Genomic DNA, 15,406 nt, shown 5'->3' with positions numbered 1-15,406 from the left:
GCACCAGGGAGCCGGCGGCCAGGCCGGCGGCCGCCGCCGTGGCCACCCGTGCGCCCGGGTGCACCATTCGCGTGCCCGGGCGTATTCGGGTCGGTCGCACCCTGCGCGAAGAGATACGGCGCACATTCCACCTCCGGCGGTAGCAACGAGAAGTCACTCACCCGTGACGCTAGGTGCCACTGATGGGTGACGCCCAATTGCCGTAGCCCGAACGGGCGCCGACGCGGCCCGCCGCCGGTCACCGGACCTGTCAGGCGTGCAGGCGTGCGGAGTGGTGCCGTCGGGGAAACGCACGGTCACGCGGGTGCCGTCCCCGCCGCTCGCCCGCGCCGCGTCCGCTTCGCCCGCGGCCCTCTCCACGGTGCCGGACACCGCCTCGCGCAGTGCACGCTCGACTTCTCGCCCACCAGCAGTGCCACTTCACCCCGGACTCCTGGCGCAACCACACCGTGCTCGGCACCGAGGGCCGCCTGGAGAACTTCGGTGACGGCCCCGGTGCCGTGGTCAAGGTCCGGAACACCGGCCCGACCGGCTGCCGCGCCGACGGCGGCATCGCCTACCGCGTCCCGGACGCCGACGGCACCCACGGCGGCGGCGACGCCGGGATCATCGACGAGTTCTGCCGGTTCCTCCGGGAGGGCGGCTACCGGTTCCTCGGGGAGGGCGGCCCCCCGGACACCTCCCCGGTCGCGGCCCGGATGAGCGTCGCCGCCCGCGGCGTCGCCACGCGCTCCCCGCGCCCTCGCCACGCGCTCCCCGCGCCCTCGCCACGCGCTCGCCACGCCCTCGCCACGCGCTCGCTGCGCGAGGCCGGCGTGCCCTACGACGCGCCGCCGCTCGATGCCGAGCCGGCCGCGTTCTTCGCGCGCGGCCGGCGCCCGGAGCCCGGCGGGGCCGCGCGGTAGGTGTCCTGCGGGCGGCACTCGGGCCGGACCGCCCGGGCTCAGCCGTCCGCGTCCGCCTGTTGGGCCCGCAGGGCGGCGAGCAGCCAGTCGTGGGCGGTTCCGGGGGTGGGTTCCGGACGGCCGCCGGGCGGGGTGGTGACCTCGGCCACCAGCTCCCAGTACCGGTCCAGGCGCGGCTCGGCCGCGAGCTGCCGGGACAGCCCACGGCGGAACCGCGGGGTGTCCTGGACGCCGTAGGCGGTCGCGTACGCGGCCACGAAGCAGTCGAGGGCCTCGCCCGGGTGCGGGCGCCGCCCCCGGCGCAGGGGGGCGCCCGCCCGCTCGTAGGCCTCGGCCAGCCCGGCGTACAGCACGGCCGCGCCGCGCGCGCCCGCGGCCCGGTGCACCTGGGGCTGGGGCCGTCCGGTGGCCGGGCACGGGCCCGTGGTCAGGGCGTGCAGCCGGGCGAAGGCGAGCACCTGGGCCGGCGCGGGTTCCTCGGGCGGCCGCACCACCGTGGCGTCCAGGAACGCGGCGGTGGAGCGGGCCGGCATGCGCGGCGGCAGCCAGGCCCGCCAGAACCGGGCCAGCGGCTCCGTGCTGGGCGGTGTGCTCATCGCGCCGACCAGGCGCAGCCGCTCGGCGCGCTGCCCGGGCGGGCTCTCGGCCACCAGCCGCAGCGCCGCCTCGCGCCAGCGCAACGCCGTGAGCCGGGAGCCGAGTGCGCGCAGTTGCCCGGCGAGGGCGTCCTCCAGCACTCCGGCCGCCGCACCGTCCTCGTCGGCCAGGACGCGCCGCACCGCGGGCAGCGGCAGGTCCAGGGTGCGCAGGGAGCGGATCAGACGCAGCCGGTCCAGGGCCTCGGGACCGTACCGGCGGTGGCCGCCGGGGCTGCGCGCGGCCCCCGGCCGCAGGCCGGGGGCGGGGGAGAAGCGGACGGGCTTGACGGTGACGTCCGCCCGGCGCGCCAACTCGCCGATGCCGAGCAGGCCGTCGTCGGATGCGCTCACTTGAACCTCCCTCTGGGGGAGTTCCTACCGTAGCGGCGAGCGGGGCCGGGCGAGCGGGCCGGTCCGCGCACGACGACGTTGTTTCAAGGAGGGGACCATGACCTCGTTCATCCTGGTGGCGGGCGCGTTCACCGGCACACATGTGTGGCAGGAGACCGCGGCCGCCCTGGCCGCGGCGGGGGCGCGGGTGCACACCGCGGCCCTGACCGGGCTCGACGGGCCGCCGGGCGGCACCGGGGCCGGTGTCGACCTGGAGCGGCACATCGCGGACGTGGTAGCGGTGATCGACGCGGCCGACGGCGGGGACATCGTGCTGGTGGGGCACGACTACGGCATCCATCCGGTGGTGGGTGCCGCCGACCGCCGCGCGGAGCGCATCGCCCGGATCGTGTACCTGGACGCGGCGTTGCCGCAGGACGGCGTGCCGGCGCTGGCCGCGGTGCCGGACCAGGCGCTGCGCGCCCGGCTCGCCGAGGGCGCGCGCGGCGACGGTGTGCTGCCGCCCCCGGACCGGGCGGGGTGGCAGCGCTGGGGCAGCACCGCGGAGGTGCCCGGGGCGGCGCTGGACCGGCTGACCGCGCTGGCTGCGCCGCAGCCGCTGGGCACCCTCCTGCAGCCGTTGCGGCTGACCGGGGCGGTGGCGGCGGTGCCCACCACGGGCGTGCTGTGCACGGGCAACGGCACGAGCATCGAGCAGATCGAGATGCTGGTGCGCTTCGGGGATCCGGCCCGGCGGGTCCTGGCCGACCCTCGGGTGACGTTCTTCGAACTGGCCACCGGGCACTGGCCGATGCTCTCCCGGCCCGTCGAACTGGCACAGGTGCTGCTGCGCGCGGCGGCCGGCGAGGGGCACCGGCTCCAGCCGCCAGGTGAGGACGAACCGGCCGCGCACACAGGCCCGTTCCCGCTGGAGGTGCCCGAACTGCCGCGCGTGCGCGAGGAGAACGTCGATCTGTATCTGCCCGCCGCCGAGGGGCCGCGGCCCGCGGTGGTGTTCGTGCACGGCGGGCCGGTGCCCGCCGACGCCCGGCCCACCCCGCGGGAGTGGCCGCTGTTCACGGGCTACGCCCGCTACGCGGCCGAGCAGGATGTGGTGGGCGTGACCGTCGATCACCGCCTGCACGGGCTGGGCGACTACGAGCGCGCCGCCGCGGACGTGGCCGCCGCGCTGGACGTGGTGCGGGCCCACCCGCGGGTGGACGCCGACCGGGTGGCGCTGTGGTTCTTCTCCGGCGGCGGCCTGCTCGCGGCCGACTGGCTGGCCGCTCCCCCGGGCTGGCTGCGGTGCCTGGCGGCCAGCTACCCGGTCCTCGCGCCGCTGCCCAACTGGGGGCTGGCGGACAGCCGTTTCCACCCGGCGCGGGCGGTGGCCGACGCCGGTGCCCTGCCCGTCGTCCTCACCCGGGTGGGGCTGGAGATGCCCGAGATCGCCGCCACGGTGGAGGAGTTCCTGGCCGCGGCGAAGGACTGCGGGGCGCGTGTGGAGGTGGTCGACGTGCCGCACGGCCACCACGGCTTCGAGACCCGGGACCCGACCGACGCCTCGCGCGCGGCCGTACGGCAGGCGATGCGCTCGGTGCTGACGCCCCTGACCGGCCGGGACTGAGCCCCCGCCGCGCCGCCCGGGTACGGGCGGCGCGGCCCGTGGGGTGTCCGCAGCCGCGAACTCCGCCCCCTGCGCCCACTCTTGACGAGTACACGTACAACACGAAGAATGAGCGCGCCCGACCCTCTGACAACGTTGTCCACACCGTTCACATCTCTCCTCGGGGAGGGGCTGACGCCCATGAGATGGACCCAGCGCATACGGGGTGCGGGGACGGCCGTCGCCGCCGCCGCCCTGCTCGGCGCCGCTCTCACCGCACCCACCGCCCACGCGGCCGCTTCCGGTGCCGGCCGGCTCACCGATCTGGTCAACCCGTTCATCGGCACCGAGAACGAAGGCAACACCTACCCGGGCGCGGCCGTGCCGTTCGGCATGGTCCAGTTCTCCCCGGACACCGGGCACAACACCGGGTACGACTACACCCAGGACCACATCCGCGGCTTCTCCCTCGTGCACCTCTCCGGTGTCGGCTGCGGACTGGGCGGCGATCTGCCCGTGCTGCCGACCACAGGCGACGTCACGGAGACCGACTACGCCACATACGCGGCCGGGTTCAGCCACGACCACGAGCAGGCGAGCCCGGGCTACTACAAGGTCGGGCTGGACAGCGGCATCGAGGCCGAGCTGACCGCGACCGCCCGCACGGGTGTGCAGCGCTACACGTTTCCCGCCACCGACAAGGCCAACGTGCTGCTGAACGCGGCCCAGTCGCTGCACCGGACGGTGTCCACGAAGGTCGAGGTGCTCGACAACCGCACCGTGCGCACCGCGATCACCGGCCGCGGCTTCTGCCAGGACACCGAGCCGTACACCGTCTACACGATCACCCGCTTCGACCGGCCGTTCACCGCCTACGGCACCTGGAACGGCTCCACGGTCACCGCGGGCGCGAAGACCGGCACGGGCGGCGCCTACCTCCGCTTCGACACCACCGAGGACCGCACCGTCGAGGCGACGACGGCCCTGTCCTACGTGGACGCGCACGGCGCGGCGGTGAACCTCCGCGCGGAGGGCGGCCGTTCCTTCGACGCGGTGCGCGACGCCGCACGGCGGGCCTGGGAGGACCGGCTCGACGACGTCCGCGTGCAGGGCGGCGGCGACACCCTGCGCCGCACCTTCTACTCCTCCCTGTACCGCTCGTTCCTCGCCCCCAACATCGGCAGCGACGCCGACGGCCGCTACACCGGCTGGGACCGGAAGATCCACCGCGCGCAGGGCTTCACGTACTACCAGAACTGGTCGCTGTGGGACACCTACCGCACCCAGACCCAGCTGCTGTCCCTGCTCGCGCCGCGCGAGGCCCGGGACATGGCCATCTCGGTCATCAAGATCGACGAGGAGAGCGGCTGGCTGCCCAAGTGGGGCTACGGCACGGTCGAGACGAACATCATGACCGGCGACCCGGTCACCCCGTTCCTGACCAACGCCTACCAGCAGGGCCTGCTCAAGGGCTGGGAGGAGCGGGCGTACCGCGCCCTGAAGAAGAACGCCGACGGGGTGCCGCCCGCCGACTCCCCGGCGGTGGGCCGCGAGGCGAACAAGGAGTACCTCGCGAACGGCTTCGCCCCGTACATCAAGGGCCGCCCGCACGCCAAGCCCGGCGACTCCGACTACGACCACGGCGCCTCGGCGACCCTGGAGTACGCCCTGTCGGACGCCATGCTCGCCGAGATGGCGCGCGGCCTGGGCCATGACGCGGACGCGGCGCGCTACGCCGCCCGCGCGCAGAACTACCGCAGGATCTTCGACTCCTCCACCGGCTTCTTCCGGGCGCGGGACGCCTCCGGCGCCTTCACCGGACCCGCCGACCCGGCGCAGAGCGAGGGCTTCCACGAGGGCACGGCCTGGCAGTACCAGTGGCTCGTCCCGCAGGACCTGCCGGGCATGATCTCCCTGATCGGCGGCGAGCAGGCGGCCAACAGCCGCCTGGACTCCTTCTTCGCCTACGACCAGCTGGTGAAGGACCCGGCGAAGACGGCCCGCGAGGTGTGGGTGAACGGCCCGTACGCCTACTACAACGCGGACAAGTACAACCCGCAGAACGAACCGGATCTGATCGCCCCGTACACGTATCTGTCCACCGGGCAGCCGTGGAAGACCACCGACGTGGTGCACGCCGCGCTGACCCTGTTCACGGACACCCCGACCGGCATGACCGGCAACGACGACCTGGGCACGATGTCCGCCTGGAACGTGCTGTCGTCGATCGGTGTCTTCCCGGTGCAGCCCGGCTACGCCACCTGGGGGCTGTCCACCCCCGTCTTCGACCGGGTCGACCTCACCCTCGACCGCCGCTACTACCCGCGCGGCTCGCTGACGATCACCGCGCCCGGCACCTCGGACGCCCGCCGCTACATCCAGTCGGCGCGCGTCGACGGCTCCGCGTACGGTCGCACGTACCTCACCACGGACGATCTGCGCCGGATGCGGTCGCTGGCGTTCACCGTCGGCACCGAGCCGTCGCGGTGGGGAACCGCCGCGCAGGCCGCGCCGCCGGCGTTGAACTGACCCCGGGCCATCCCGCGGGGGAGGGTACCCGTCAGGAGTCATCACGTGTGACCGAGGAGGCGAAGATGCCCATCGACACCGTCGAACGGTTCCTGGCCGCCCTTCCCCCGCACGACCGGGAACGCATCCAGCGGCTGCCGCGCGCCGAGCAGGAACGGCTGGCCGACGCGTGGGAGACGGAGCTGCGACAGGACACCGATCTCGACACGCTCAGCGAGCTGTCCCCGCCGGCGGCCGAGCACGAGGCGGCCTCCCGGGTGCTGCACAAGCAGACGGGATAGCCGCGCTCCGGGGCCGTCCCTTCCCGTCCGGGCCGTGGGTACTGCCCGGGCCGTCCGGGCCGTTTGTGCTGTCTGTGGGGTGCCCGCTGTACGCCGTCAGCCGGGGCGGTGCCCGAGGTCCAGGTCCAGCCGGTGGGTGCCGCCCGGGCCCAGGGTGACGCCGGAGGCGACGGGCGGGTAGCCGCCGGCGACGAGGGTGTAGGCGCCCGGGGCGATGTCCCGCAGGGTGTAGCCGCCGTCCGCGGCGGTGGTGGTCGAGGCCACCACCTGCCCGTGCGGGTCCAGCAGCGTGACCAGGGCGTCGGGGACGGGACGGCCGGTGTGCGGGTGGCGCACGGTGCCGCGGACACCGCCGGCGCCCGCCAGTGTGACGTCCACCGGCGCCGGCCCGCTCCCGGCGGCGACCTGCACGGCGCGCGGCCGGTGGCCGTCGGCCGACACGACGAGGGTGCAGGCGTCGTGGTCGGGCGCGGCCAGCTCGTACACCCCGTCCGCTCCGGCACGGGCCAGGCCCTTCTGCCGGCCGTACCGGTCGACCAGGGTGAGCGTGGCGCCCGCGAGCGGTGCGCCGGCCGGGCCGCACACCCGGCCGCGCAGCACCCGCGCGGGCGCGGCGTACGCGGGCGCCGGGCGGGCGCCGCCGGGGTCGCAGGTCTCGGCCGGTGCCGCGGACGGGGGGGGGGACGGCTGCGGCCGCGTGGTGGCCGCCACCGCCGGCACCGAGACGGCGGCGCCCGCCGTGGTGCGTCCGCGCACCAGGGAGGCGGCCGCGGCGGCCAGCGACATGGCGATGGCGAGGGAGAAGACCACGACCAGCCCGTCGTGGAACGGCTGCGAGATCAGGTGGGGGAAGAACTCCCGCCCGGTCAGGTGCCCGGCGGCGGCCGGCGACAGCCGGCCGAGGATGTCCGGCCCCAGCAGGTGCTGGATCGGGTTGTAGCCGAGGAAGGCGGCGAACAGCGCCCCGACCGGCGGCAGCCCCGCCACCGTGTGCGCGGCCGGCGCGGGCACGCCCTGGGCGGTCAGGCCCGAGCTGAGCGTCTCGGGCAGGGTCCTGGACAGGCCGGCCACCATCAGGGAGAAGAACACCCCCATGGACAGCACCATGCCGGCGTTCTGGAAGGTGGCGCGCATGCCGGAGGCGGCGCCCCGGGCGTCGGCCGGGACGCTCGACATGATGATCGAGGTGTTGGGGGCGGCGAACAGTCCTCCGCCCAGGCCGTTGAGGAGGATCAGCACGGCGAAGACCCCGTAGCCGAAGTCGCTGGGCAGGACCAGCAGCCCGGCGAACGACGCGGCCATGACGACGAACCCGCAGGCGGCGAACAGCCGCGCGCCGACCCGGTCGGACAGCACGCCGGAGACGGGCCCCGCCAGCAGGAACCCGATCGTCAGCGGCAGCATGTAGATGCCGGCCCACAGCGGGGTGTCCTCGTAGTCGTAGCCGTGCAGCGGCAGCCAGATGCCCTGCAGCCAGATGATCAGCATGAACTGCAGTCCGCCGCGGGCGACGGCCCCGAGCAGGGTGGCCGCGTTGCCGCCGGCGAAGGCCGCGTTGCGGAACAGGCGCAGCGGGAACATCGGCTCGGCGACCTTCGTCTCCACCAGGCAGAAGACGGCGAGGAGCACCGCCCCGCCGACCAGTCCGGCCAGCACCCAGGGGTTGGTCCAGCCCATGGTGTGGCCGCCGTAGGGCTGGATGCCGTAGGTGATCCCCGCGAGCAGCACGGTCAGGCCGAGGGCGAAGGTGATGTTGCCCCACCAGTCCATCCGCCCGGGCCTGCGCACCCCCGTCTCGCGCAGGGACTTGTACGCCCACACGGTGCCGATCACACCGATGGGCACATTGACCCAGAACACCGAGCGCCAGTTCCAGGTGACGAGCAGCCCGCCGAGCACCAGGCCGAGGAAGGACCCGGCGATGCCGGAGACCATGTTCACGCCCAGGGCCATGCCGCGCTGCCGGGCGGGGAAGGCGTCGGTGAGGATGGCCGCGGAGTTGGCCATCAGCATCGACCCGCCCACGGCCTGCACGATGCGCCAGCCGATCAGCCACAGCGCGCCCGCGCCGCCGTCGAAGGGATCGAGGGAGAGGATCACCGAGGTGAGGGTGAAGACCAGGAAGCCGGCGTTGTAGATCCTCACCCGGCCCATCATGTCGCCGAGCCGGCCCAGCGCGACCACCAGGACCGCGGTGACGAGCATGTAGCCCATCAGCATCCACAGCAGGTAGCTGACGTTGGCCGGCTGCAACGGGTCCAGGCGGATGCCGGTGAAGATGCCGGGCAGCGAGATCAGCACGATGGAGCTGTTGATGGTGGCGAGCAGCATGCCCACGGTCGTGTTGGTCAGCGCCACCCACTTGTAGCGGGGGTGGTCCGCACCCATCCACCCGGTGCGGCCCGGCCGCGCGGGATCGGTGGTGCCGGGTGTGCGAGCGGTCTCCTCGGCGGTCATCGCGTGCTCCCCGTCTCATCGCGCGGGGCCCGGCCGGAGGACGGCCCCGGGTCGGCTTCGAGCATCCGTCTCACCAGGGGCCAGGCGGTCCGCAGCGCCTGAGCCAAGGCCTGCTGGTCGTCGGCGGGGAGGGTGGCCAGCAGGTCGGCGAGGCGAGCCTCGCGCAGCCGTCTGCGTTCGGCGAGTTCGGCGCGGCCCGCGTCGGTGACGGCGACCAGGGTCACCCGTCCGTCGCCGGGGTCGGCCACGCGGCACGCCAGACCCTGGCGTTCCAGGCGTTGCACCAGTTGGGTCATCGACGGCTGGGTGACGCCTTCCGCCGCGGCGAGCGCGGTCAGCCGGAGCGGGCCCTCGCGCTCCAGCCGGGCCAGTGTGGCGGAGGCGGTGAAACTCATGCTCCGCCGGTCGGTGACGGCCCTGATCACCGCGGAAGCCGTCTCGGCGAGCGCCCGCGCGGTCTCGTGCGGCTCGGCGCCGTGGTGGGTGTGGTCCACACCCCTCAAGTATCACGCCGCCTATATAGGTGTCCTATAAAAACTCGGTAAGAAGAACGGCCCGGGTCGGTGGTCCCGAAGAACGGAAGCGGACCGTCCGCGCCGGGGCAGTCCGCCGGCCGCACCGGTCGGACCGGTCGGCCCGAGGAGGCCGCCGAGGCGACGGCCGCCGGTCAGGTGCGGGAGGCGCTGAAGCAACCGGTCCCGTTCAGGTGCGGGAGGCGCCGAAGCAACCGGTCCCGTTCAGGTGCGAGTGGCCGCCGAAGCAACCGGTCCCGTTCAGACGCAGGAGGCCATCGGAGCGACAGCCGCCGGTCAGCCCCAGGGCGCCATCTGAGCGACAACCTCAGACGCGGCAGGATGCCGAGGGGACGGCCGCCGGTCAGGCGCGAGGCCGCCGATCAAGCGCGGGCGGCCGCCGAGGCGACGGCCGCCTTCGCCGTCTTCTCCACCAGGGAGACGCCCTGGCCCATCGTGGCGCTGCCGTCGGAGAGGACCGCGACCAGGTAGCGGTGGCCGCCCGCGGTGATGCGTCCGACGCTGTTGACGTCCCACAGGTCGGTGGTGTTGCGCTGCAGCCAGCCGTTCTTCAGCGCCGCCCCGGAGCCCGACGCCGCCGAGACGCCCCAGGACTGGTCGGCGGCGACCCGGCTCATCAGGGTGCGGATGTAGCCGCGGGAGGCCTCGGTCAGCGCGGCGGTGCCGCTCTGCGGCGTCAGGCCGTCGTCGAAGACGGCGCGCAGCAGCCGGATCTGGTCGGAGGCCGTGGTGCGGGTGAGTCCCCACTTGCCGCCGGGGCCGCCCTTCGTCGCGGTCAGGCCCAGCCGCTTGTTCGCCGCCTCCAGGCCCGGGGCCAGGCCGATCTCCCGCCACAGGGTGTTCGCGGCGGCGTTGTCGCTGTGCTGGATCATGGGCGCCGCCAGGGCGCGTTCCTGCGCGGTGAGGTGGCGCCCGGCGTCCTGGGCCTGCAGCAGCAGCGCCGCGAGGATGTCGAGCTTGACGATGCTGGCGGTGTCGTAGGGGGTGTCGTCGCCGCGGACGACGGGCTCCGGGTCGGTGCCGTCGAGATCGAGGACGGCGGCGGCGACCCGTGCGGCGCCGCTGTGCGGCTGCGCCCCCGGGGCGGCCGGGGAGGCGGCCTCGGGGGTGTGCGCCTCGGCGGCCGCAGGGGTGTCCGTGGCGGCGGCCGCCGGGGGCGCGTGCAGCGCGCCGAGGGAGACGAGGGTGGTCACGGAGGCCAGCAGCACGCCGGCGCAGGCGGCGGCGCGGCGGGCGGGGCGCCGGGTCGCGGACCGGACGGTCACGGGGGAGCACGAAGGGGACATGGGCAAGCGGGCCTCACGGGGAAGGACGTCACAGGGCACTGGAGAGCGAACGTAGCCACATCGCGCGCCGCGCGACGTGGTGCCCGTCACTGAATGCGGCTTTTGCGCAGGAATGTGAGAAGAGCAACACGGCCGGAGGAGCCACCCTCACGGCCCGGTGCCGACACTCGGCCCGCCCGGGTGCGCCGCCACCCGGGGCGAGGCACCCGCCCAACTCCCCGTCTCCATAAGCCCCCTTACGGGGACGAAACGGCGAGCTGCGGATCAGTGGTGCGGAACTCCCCTGGTGCAGGCAGACTTTGCCTGTCGGAGTCCCATCACCAGAGGATGAACAAGGCATGATTACGCTGACGAAGGAAGACGGCCCCGCGGACCTGGACGGTGTCACGCATCTGTCCATCGGAGTCTCCTGGGACCCCACCGGCGGGGCCAGCGGCGGGGTGATGGGCATGCTCCGCCGGAAGGCCGGCACGGACCTCGACCTCATCGCGATCGCCATGCAGGGCTCGGATCCGGTGCGGCTGGCCGGCCTCGACTCACTGGACCCGATGGGCAACGGCTCGCTGGTGCACAGCGGCGACAACCAGACGGGCCGCGGTGACGGCGACGACGAGACCGTGACGGTCGAGTTCGCCCGGATACCGCCCCAGATCACCTCGATCGTGTTCGTCGCCGCCGCCTTCAAGAAGGGCAGCTCCTTCCAGAAGGCCCGCAACATCAGCTTCAAGGTGTACGACGCGACCGGGGGCAGCTCCCAGCAGGTCGCCGACATCTGGCCGAGCCTGCTCTCCCAGGACAACGGCTGCGCCGTGGCCAAGGCGGTGCGGGTCGGTGACACCTGGAAGCTGGAAGTGATCAACGTGACGGGGAAGATCAAGCAGGGCGACGAGCACGCTCTGATGCGGTTCGCCGTCAGCAAGTGATCCACCGCGGTCACGGTCACCGTGGCGCCGGTCCGTCCGGGTCACGGACCCCGGCGCCACGGTGCTCCCACCGCGTCCCCGGCCGCGCTCCAAACCGGGGACGGGCGGGGCGCGGGCGGCCGGATCAGCGCACGTGGTTCACCTTCTCCAGGGCCTTGGCCAGGCCGTACGCCCACAGCTGGTTCACGCGGGCCCGCTCGGTGGCGTTCGGGTAGCGGTTGGTGCAGGACGGGCCGGGGCCGCCGCCCGACATCAGTTCGCTGCACGGGCCGCTGTAGTGGTCGGGCAGGCCGAGGACGTGCCCGGTCTCGTGGGCGACGACGCGGATCGAGTCGTACTGCTGGTTCTGCGCGTAGTCGAGGAAGATGTAGCCGCTGCCGTGGCCGTCGGTCGACGCGTACGAGCCGCGCGGGTCGCTGCCCTCGTAGTAGGCGAAGTCCCCGCCACCGGAGGTGGCCTGGAGCTTGACGTTGGACACGGAGCTGTTCCAGATGGAGGCGGCGCTCGATATCTGCGAGCGGAAGCTCGGCGCCTGGGAGGCGTTGTAGTAGACGGTGACCGTCTTCAGGTTCGGGTGGGCGGCCTGCTTCTCGGCGACGGACTTCAGTACGGCGTCGAAGAACGCCTTGTTGCCGACGGCGCTCTCGCCGGTGCCCGCCTGCGGGGCGTAGGCGGCGCGGGTCGCGGCGGGGCCGGCCGGATGGGCGCTCGCCGGGCTCGCGGTGCCGAGCGCGGCGGATGCCAGACCGAGGCCGAGCGCGAGGGCGAGGAGTCTCCTGGTGGACTTCGCGGATTTCGCGCCGGTGCGGGAGGACTGCATGGGGGGCTCCTACTCGTTCTGTGGGGTGGAACGATCGGTCAGGCACGAGTCTGGAGCAGGCCAACGCCCCTGCGGATGATGGCACTTGGGGACAGCGCCGTGCTATCACCTGTCAACCGGCGTGGCTCAAGGGGCAGATGACCATCTGGTGCACCGCCGCGGCGCCGCCTACCCTCCCCCCATGGAGCTGGAGGTCAGACACCTGCGGGTGCTGTGCGCGATCGCCGACACCGGCAGTCTGCACCGGGCGGCTCGCGAACTGGGCCTGGCCCAGCCGTCGTTGAGCGCGCAGCTGCGGCGCATCGAGCACCTGCTGGGGGCGCCGCTGTTCGTCCGCTCGCGCACCGGCTGCCGGCCCACACCACTGGGGCACGCCGTCCTCAGCCGCGCCCGGCCGCTCGTCACCGAGTTCGCCGCGATCGTCGCCGAGACCCGGGCGGCGGCCGCACGGGCCGCGGCCGGTCCCCGCCTGCGCATCGGCGCCACCGCGAGCCGGGCCATCCCGGGCTGGATGCGGCGGCTGCGGACGTCGGCGCCGGGCAGCGAACCCACGCTCCAGATGGACGTCTCCGCCAACTCCCTGCTGCGCATGGTCGCCGCGGGCCGGCTCGACCTGGCGTTCGTGCACGAGGTCGAGGGCAGTGCGCTGCGCGTCCCGCCCGGCCTGTGCCTGCGGGTGCTGCTGCAACGCGAGCCGCAGTTCGTCACGCTCGCCGCGGACCACCCGGCCGCGGCGCACCGCGAGGTACGGCTCACCGACCTGGCCGGCGAGCGCTGGATGGTGGACTCCACGGTCGACGGCGAATGGGACGCGCTGTGCCGGGTGCTGCGGGCGGCGGGCCTGGAGCCCGACATGCTGCACGGCGACTACCTGACCGCCTACTCCCTGGCCGCCATCGGCGAGGTGGTCACGATCAGCCAGCCCACCGCGCACCCGCGCCCCGATCTCGTCACCCGGCCGCTGCGGGGCGACCCGATCGGGGTACGGCTGCTGCTCGCGGCCCGCACCGAGAGGGAACTCGACGGCGCCTACCGCGCGTTGGAGGAGGCTTACTGGGAGGCGGCGCGTCAGGCGCCCGTCTACCAGCAGTGGCTGAACGACCGGCGCCCGGCACGGAAGGCCGCCACTACGGCGGAGGAAGCCGCCCCGGCAAGGGGGCCGGACCCGGCGAGGGAAGCCGACCCCGCGAGGGAAGCCGGCCCGGCGCAGGGTGGGCCCGTCTCCCGTGTCGGGCCGGTCAAAGGGGACGGCCCGGCACGGGCGACCGGCCCCGAGGCCGTGCCCGCCGGGCCGGCGGCGGTGGGCGCCCGGGCGGGGTCAGGAGCCCTCGGCGGCCAGGGCTTCCCGCATCGCCTGGGCGGTGGTGGCCGGGTCGTAGTCCGCGGGGACGCCCGGGACCAGGACGATGTCGCCCTCGATGTGCCGTGAACGCAGCGGCGCGATCTCCCGGTAGGCGGGCGAGTCCCACCAGGCGCGCGCCTCGGCCATGCCGGGGAAGGCGATCAGCACGACGTGTCCGGGCCAGCTGCCCTCCATCACCTCGTGCTGGGAGCCGTGCACGAGGAAGCGTCCGCCGTAGGGGCGGAAGGTGGCGGTGATGCGCTCGATGTACTCCGCGATCTCCGGGTGCGGGGCGGCCGGTCGCAGGTGGGCTATGGCGTAGGCGGGCATGACGACGTCCTTCCGGTCGGCGGGGCTGGCCTCGCCCGTGATCCTGGCACACCGGGTGCGCCGGGATCGATGACCTGTCAGGTCATGGCGGCGTCAGGACGCGGCGGGGGCCGGGGCGGCCTGGCGGCCGCCGGGGGGGCGGTGCCGCCAGGTCCAGAAGACGGCGGTGGACACGACCGTCCAGGCGGCCAGGACCAGGAACGGGAAGGCGTGCTGGTGGCCCGGGAAGTACACGGCCGTGTGCTGGGCGTTGACCGAGGCGCCGGGCGGCAGCCAGCGGCCGATGGTGCCGAGCACGGAGGGCAGCAGCGGCCAGGAGACGGCGCCGCCGGAGGACGGGTTGCCCAGCAGCACCATCAGGCCCCAGGTGGGCAGCATGGCCCAGCGCCCGAAGAGGGTGTTGAACATCGTGAAGACCATGCCGGAGGTGACCATCGTCAGGGCCAGGATCAGCCACGACTCGACGAACGGCAGATGGAGTGCGTCCAGCCACCAGTCCACCACCGCCACGATCACGAAGCCGCCGAGCAGGGCGTAGGCGAGGATGAAGGCGATGCGTTCGGCCGGGTTCAGGGCCCGGGCGTGCACGCTGAGCTGGATCGCGCCGACGAATCCGATGATCACGGCCGCGAGCGAGATGTAGAAGATCGCCAGCCCGCGCGGGTCGCCGCGCTGCAGCGGCTTGAGGTCGCGGATGGTCACGGGCACGCCGACGGCCGGTCCGACCTGCTCCGCCGCCTGCTCCAGCACCTGGGCGACGGTGGCGCCGGAGGCTCCGGAGACGTACAGCCGCACCCTGTCCCCCGACGGCGGGACGTGGAGCACGGCGAAGATCCTCTGGTCGTCCACCGCGGTCTCGGCCGTGCCGAGGCTGTCGTAGGGGTGCAGCTTCAGGGAGGCGGCCAGCGCCTTCTCCATGCCGGCGATGAAGCGGCGGGGCTGCTGCCGGTCGTAGGCGCCGACGACGGCGGTGGGGATGGTGTGCGGGGTGGGGTTCGCCATGGCGTACGTGTAGGAGCCGGCGAAGAGTCCGGCCGCCGCCGCGAGGATCAGCACCAGCACGGTCGCGGGCAGGAAGGGCGACTTCCGGAAGGCGTCCCAGCGCTCGGCCGGGGTCGGCGGGCGGCCGTGCTCCCCGTGCGGCACCTGCTTCCCTTGCGGCGAATCGGACATAAGACCCACGCTAGATCATCCTCCGGGATCTCCCCCCAACCGAAACTCCCTGGTGGTGCCCCTCGGGAGGGGTCCGGAGAATTCCCGGCCGCGAACGGGCGGCGGCGGACTTTTTGCGGTAGGCCCGCGTGCGGGGGCGGACGAATGGAGGCGATTTGCCGCTTGCTTCGGCGATGCCGGACCATGGGGCGGTCCGGCGATCCCGGGCACCAGTTCTCAGAGAGGCGCACCACCCCATGCACGTACCCGGAAC

The 15,406-nt window shown here is 73.9% G+C and carries 11 protein-coding genes and 3 pseudogenes; 6 read left to right on the top strand and 8 right to left on the bottom strand.

The genetic code is table 11. From position 1 onward, the window contains the following. Positions 1-401: 401 nt before the first annotated feature. Positions 402-905 (top strand): annotated as a pseudogene (locus GV126_RS31460) (hypothetical protein); the annotation flags it as partial. Positions 906-943: 38 nt separating this feature from the next. Here the strand turns inward: GV126_RS31460 and GV126_RS31455 are convergent. Further along, positions 944-1,894, bottom strand: coding sequence for a MerR family transcriptional regulator (locus tag GV126_RS31455; RefSeq protein ID WP_159672979.1), 951 nt, complete (start codon positions 1,892-1,894; stop codon positions 944-946). A gap of 97 nt (positions 1,895-1,991) precedes the next feature. Between GV126_RS31455 and GV126_RS31450 the strand changes: the two genes are divergently transcribed. The 3 genes from GV126_RS31450 (at position 1,992) to GV126_RS31440 (ending at position 6,289) form a co-directional block, all read left to right on the top strand. Then, positions 1,992-3,500 (top strand): alpha/beta hydrolase, encoded by a 1,509-nt coding sequence (locus tag GV126_RS31450; protein WP_159672977.1) that lies wholly within the window; start codon positions 1,992-1,994, stop codon positions 3,498-3,500. Between the two features lie 180 nt (positions 3,501-3,680). Next, positions 3,681-6,008 carry a GH92 family glycosyl hydrolase gene (locus GV126_RS31445; RefSeq protein ID WP_159672975.1) on the top strand — a complete coding sequence of 776 codons (2,328 nt, stop codon included), beginning with the start codon at positions 3,681-3,683 and terminating at the stop codon, positions 6,006-6,008. A 65-nt stretch (positions 6,009-6,073) separates the two neighbouring features. Beyond that, complete coding sequence (locus GV126_RS31440) at positions 6,074-6,289, top strand: hypothetical protein (RefSeq protein WP_159674331.1); 216 nt, start codon at positions 6,074-6,076, stop codon at positions 6,287-6,289. 96 nt (positions 6,290-6,385) lie between these two features. Here the strand turns inward: GV126_RS31440 and GV126_RS36895 are convergent, their stop codons facing one another. From GV126_RS36895 to GV126_RS31425, 4 genes and pseudogenes are all read right to left on the bottom strand, one after another. After that, positions 6,386-6,874 (bottom strand): carboxypeptidase-like regulatory domain-containing protein, encoded by a 489-nt coding sequence (locus GV126_RS36895; protein ID WP_236570317.1) that lies wholly within the window; start codon positions 6,872-6,874, stop codon positions 6,386-6,388. 150 nt (positions 6,875-7,024) lie between these two features. Beyond that, positions 7,025-8,677: pseudogene (locus GV126_RS31435) on the bottom strand (MFS transporter); the annotation flags it as partial. Positions 8,678-8,742: 65 nt separating this feature from the next. Next, entirely contained in the window at positions 8,743-9,240 is a 498-nt protein-coding gene (locus tag GV126_RS31430) for a MarR family winged helix-turn-helix transcriptional regulator (RefSeq protein ID WP_236570203.1), read from the bottom strand. A 401-nt stretch (positions 9,241-9,641) separates the two neighbouring features. Beyond that, complete coding sequence (locus GV126_RS31425) at positions 9,642-10,565, bottom strand: serine hydrolase (RefSeq protein WP_159672972.1); 924 nt, start codon at positions 10,563-10,565, stop codon at positions 9,642-9,644. A gap of 338 nt (positions 10,566-10,903) precedes the next feature. Between GV126_RS31425 and GV126_RS31420 the strand changes: the two genes are divergently transcribed. After that, complete coding sequence (locus tag GV126_RS31420; protein ID WP_159672970.1) at positions 10,904-11,488, top strand: TerD family protein; 585 nt, start codon at positions 10,904-10,906, stop codon at positions 11,486-11,488. Between the two features lie 124 nt (positions 11,489-11,612). On the opposite strand, the gene snpA is transcribed toward GV126_RS31420, so the two are convergent. After that, positions 11,613-12,308 (bottom strand): snapalysin, encoded by a 696-nt coding sequence (gene snpA / locus GV126_RS31415; RefSeq protein WP_159672969.1) that lies wholly within the window; start codon positions 12,306-12,308, stop codon positions 11,613-11,615. A 181-nt stretch (positions 12,309-12,489) separates the two neighbouring features. Here snpA and GV126_RS31410 point away from each other — a divergent pair. After that, positions 12,490-13,419 (top strand): annotated as a pseudogene (locus GV126_RS31410) (LysR family transcriptional regulator); the annotation flags it as partial. A gap of 207 nt (positions 13,420-13,626) precedes the next feature. On the opposite strand, the gene GV126_RS31405 reads toward GV126_RS31410, so the two are convergent. Next, positions 13,627-13,980, bottom strand: coding sequence for a DUF1330 domain-containing protein (locus GV126_RS31405; RefSeq protein WP_159672965.1), 354 nt, complete (start codon positions 13,978-13,980; stop codon positions 13,627-13,629). A 93-nt stretch (positions 13,981-14,073) separates the two neighbouring features. After that, complete coding sequence (locus tag GV126_RS31400; RefSeq protein WP_201299904.1) at positions 14,074-15,153, bottom strand: ABC transporter permease; 1,080 nt, start codon at positions 15,151-15,153, stop codon at positions 14,074-14,076. Between the last annotated feature and the right edge of the window lie 253 nt (positions 15,154-15,406).

It is taken from the genome of Streptomyces mexicanus (assembly GCF_902506575.1).
Lineage (GTDB): Bacteria > Actinomycetota > Actinomycetes > Streptomycetales > Streptomycetaceae > Streptomyces > Streptomyces mexicanus.
The sequence above is the reverse complement of the archived record's forward strand: the minus strand, read 5'-3'. Positions and strand labels throughout refer to the sequence as shown.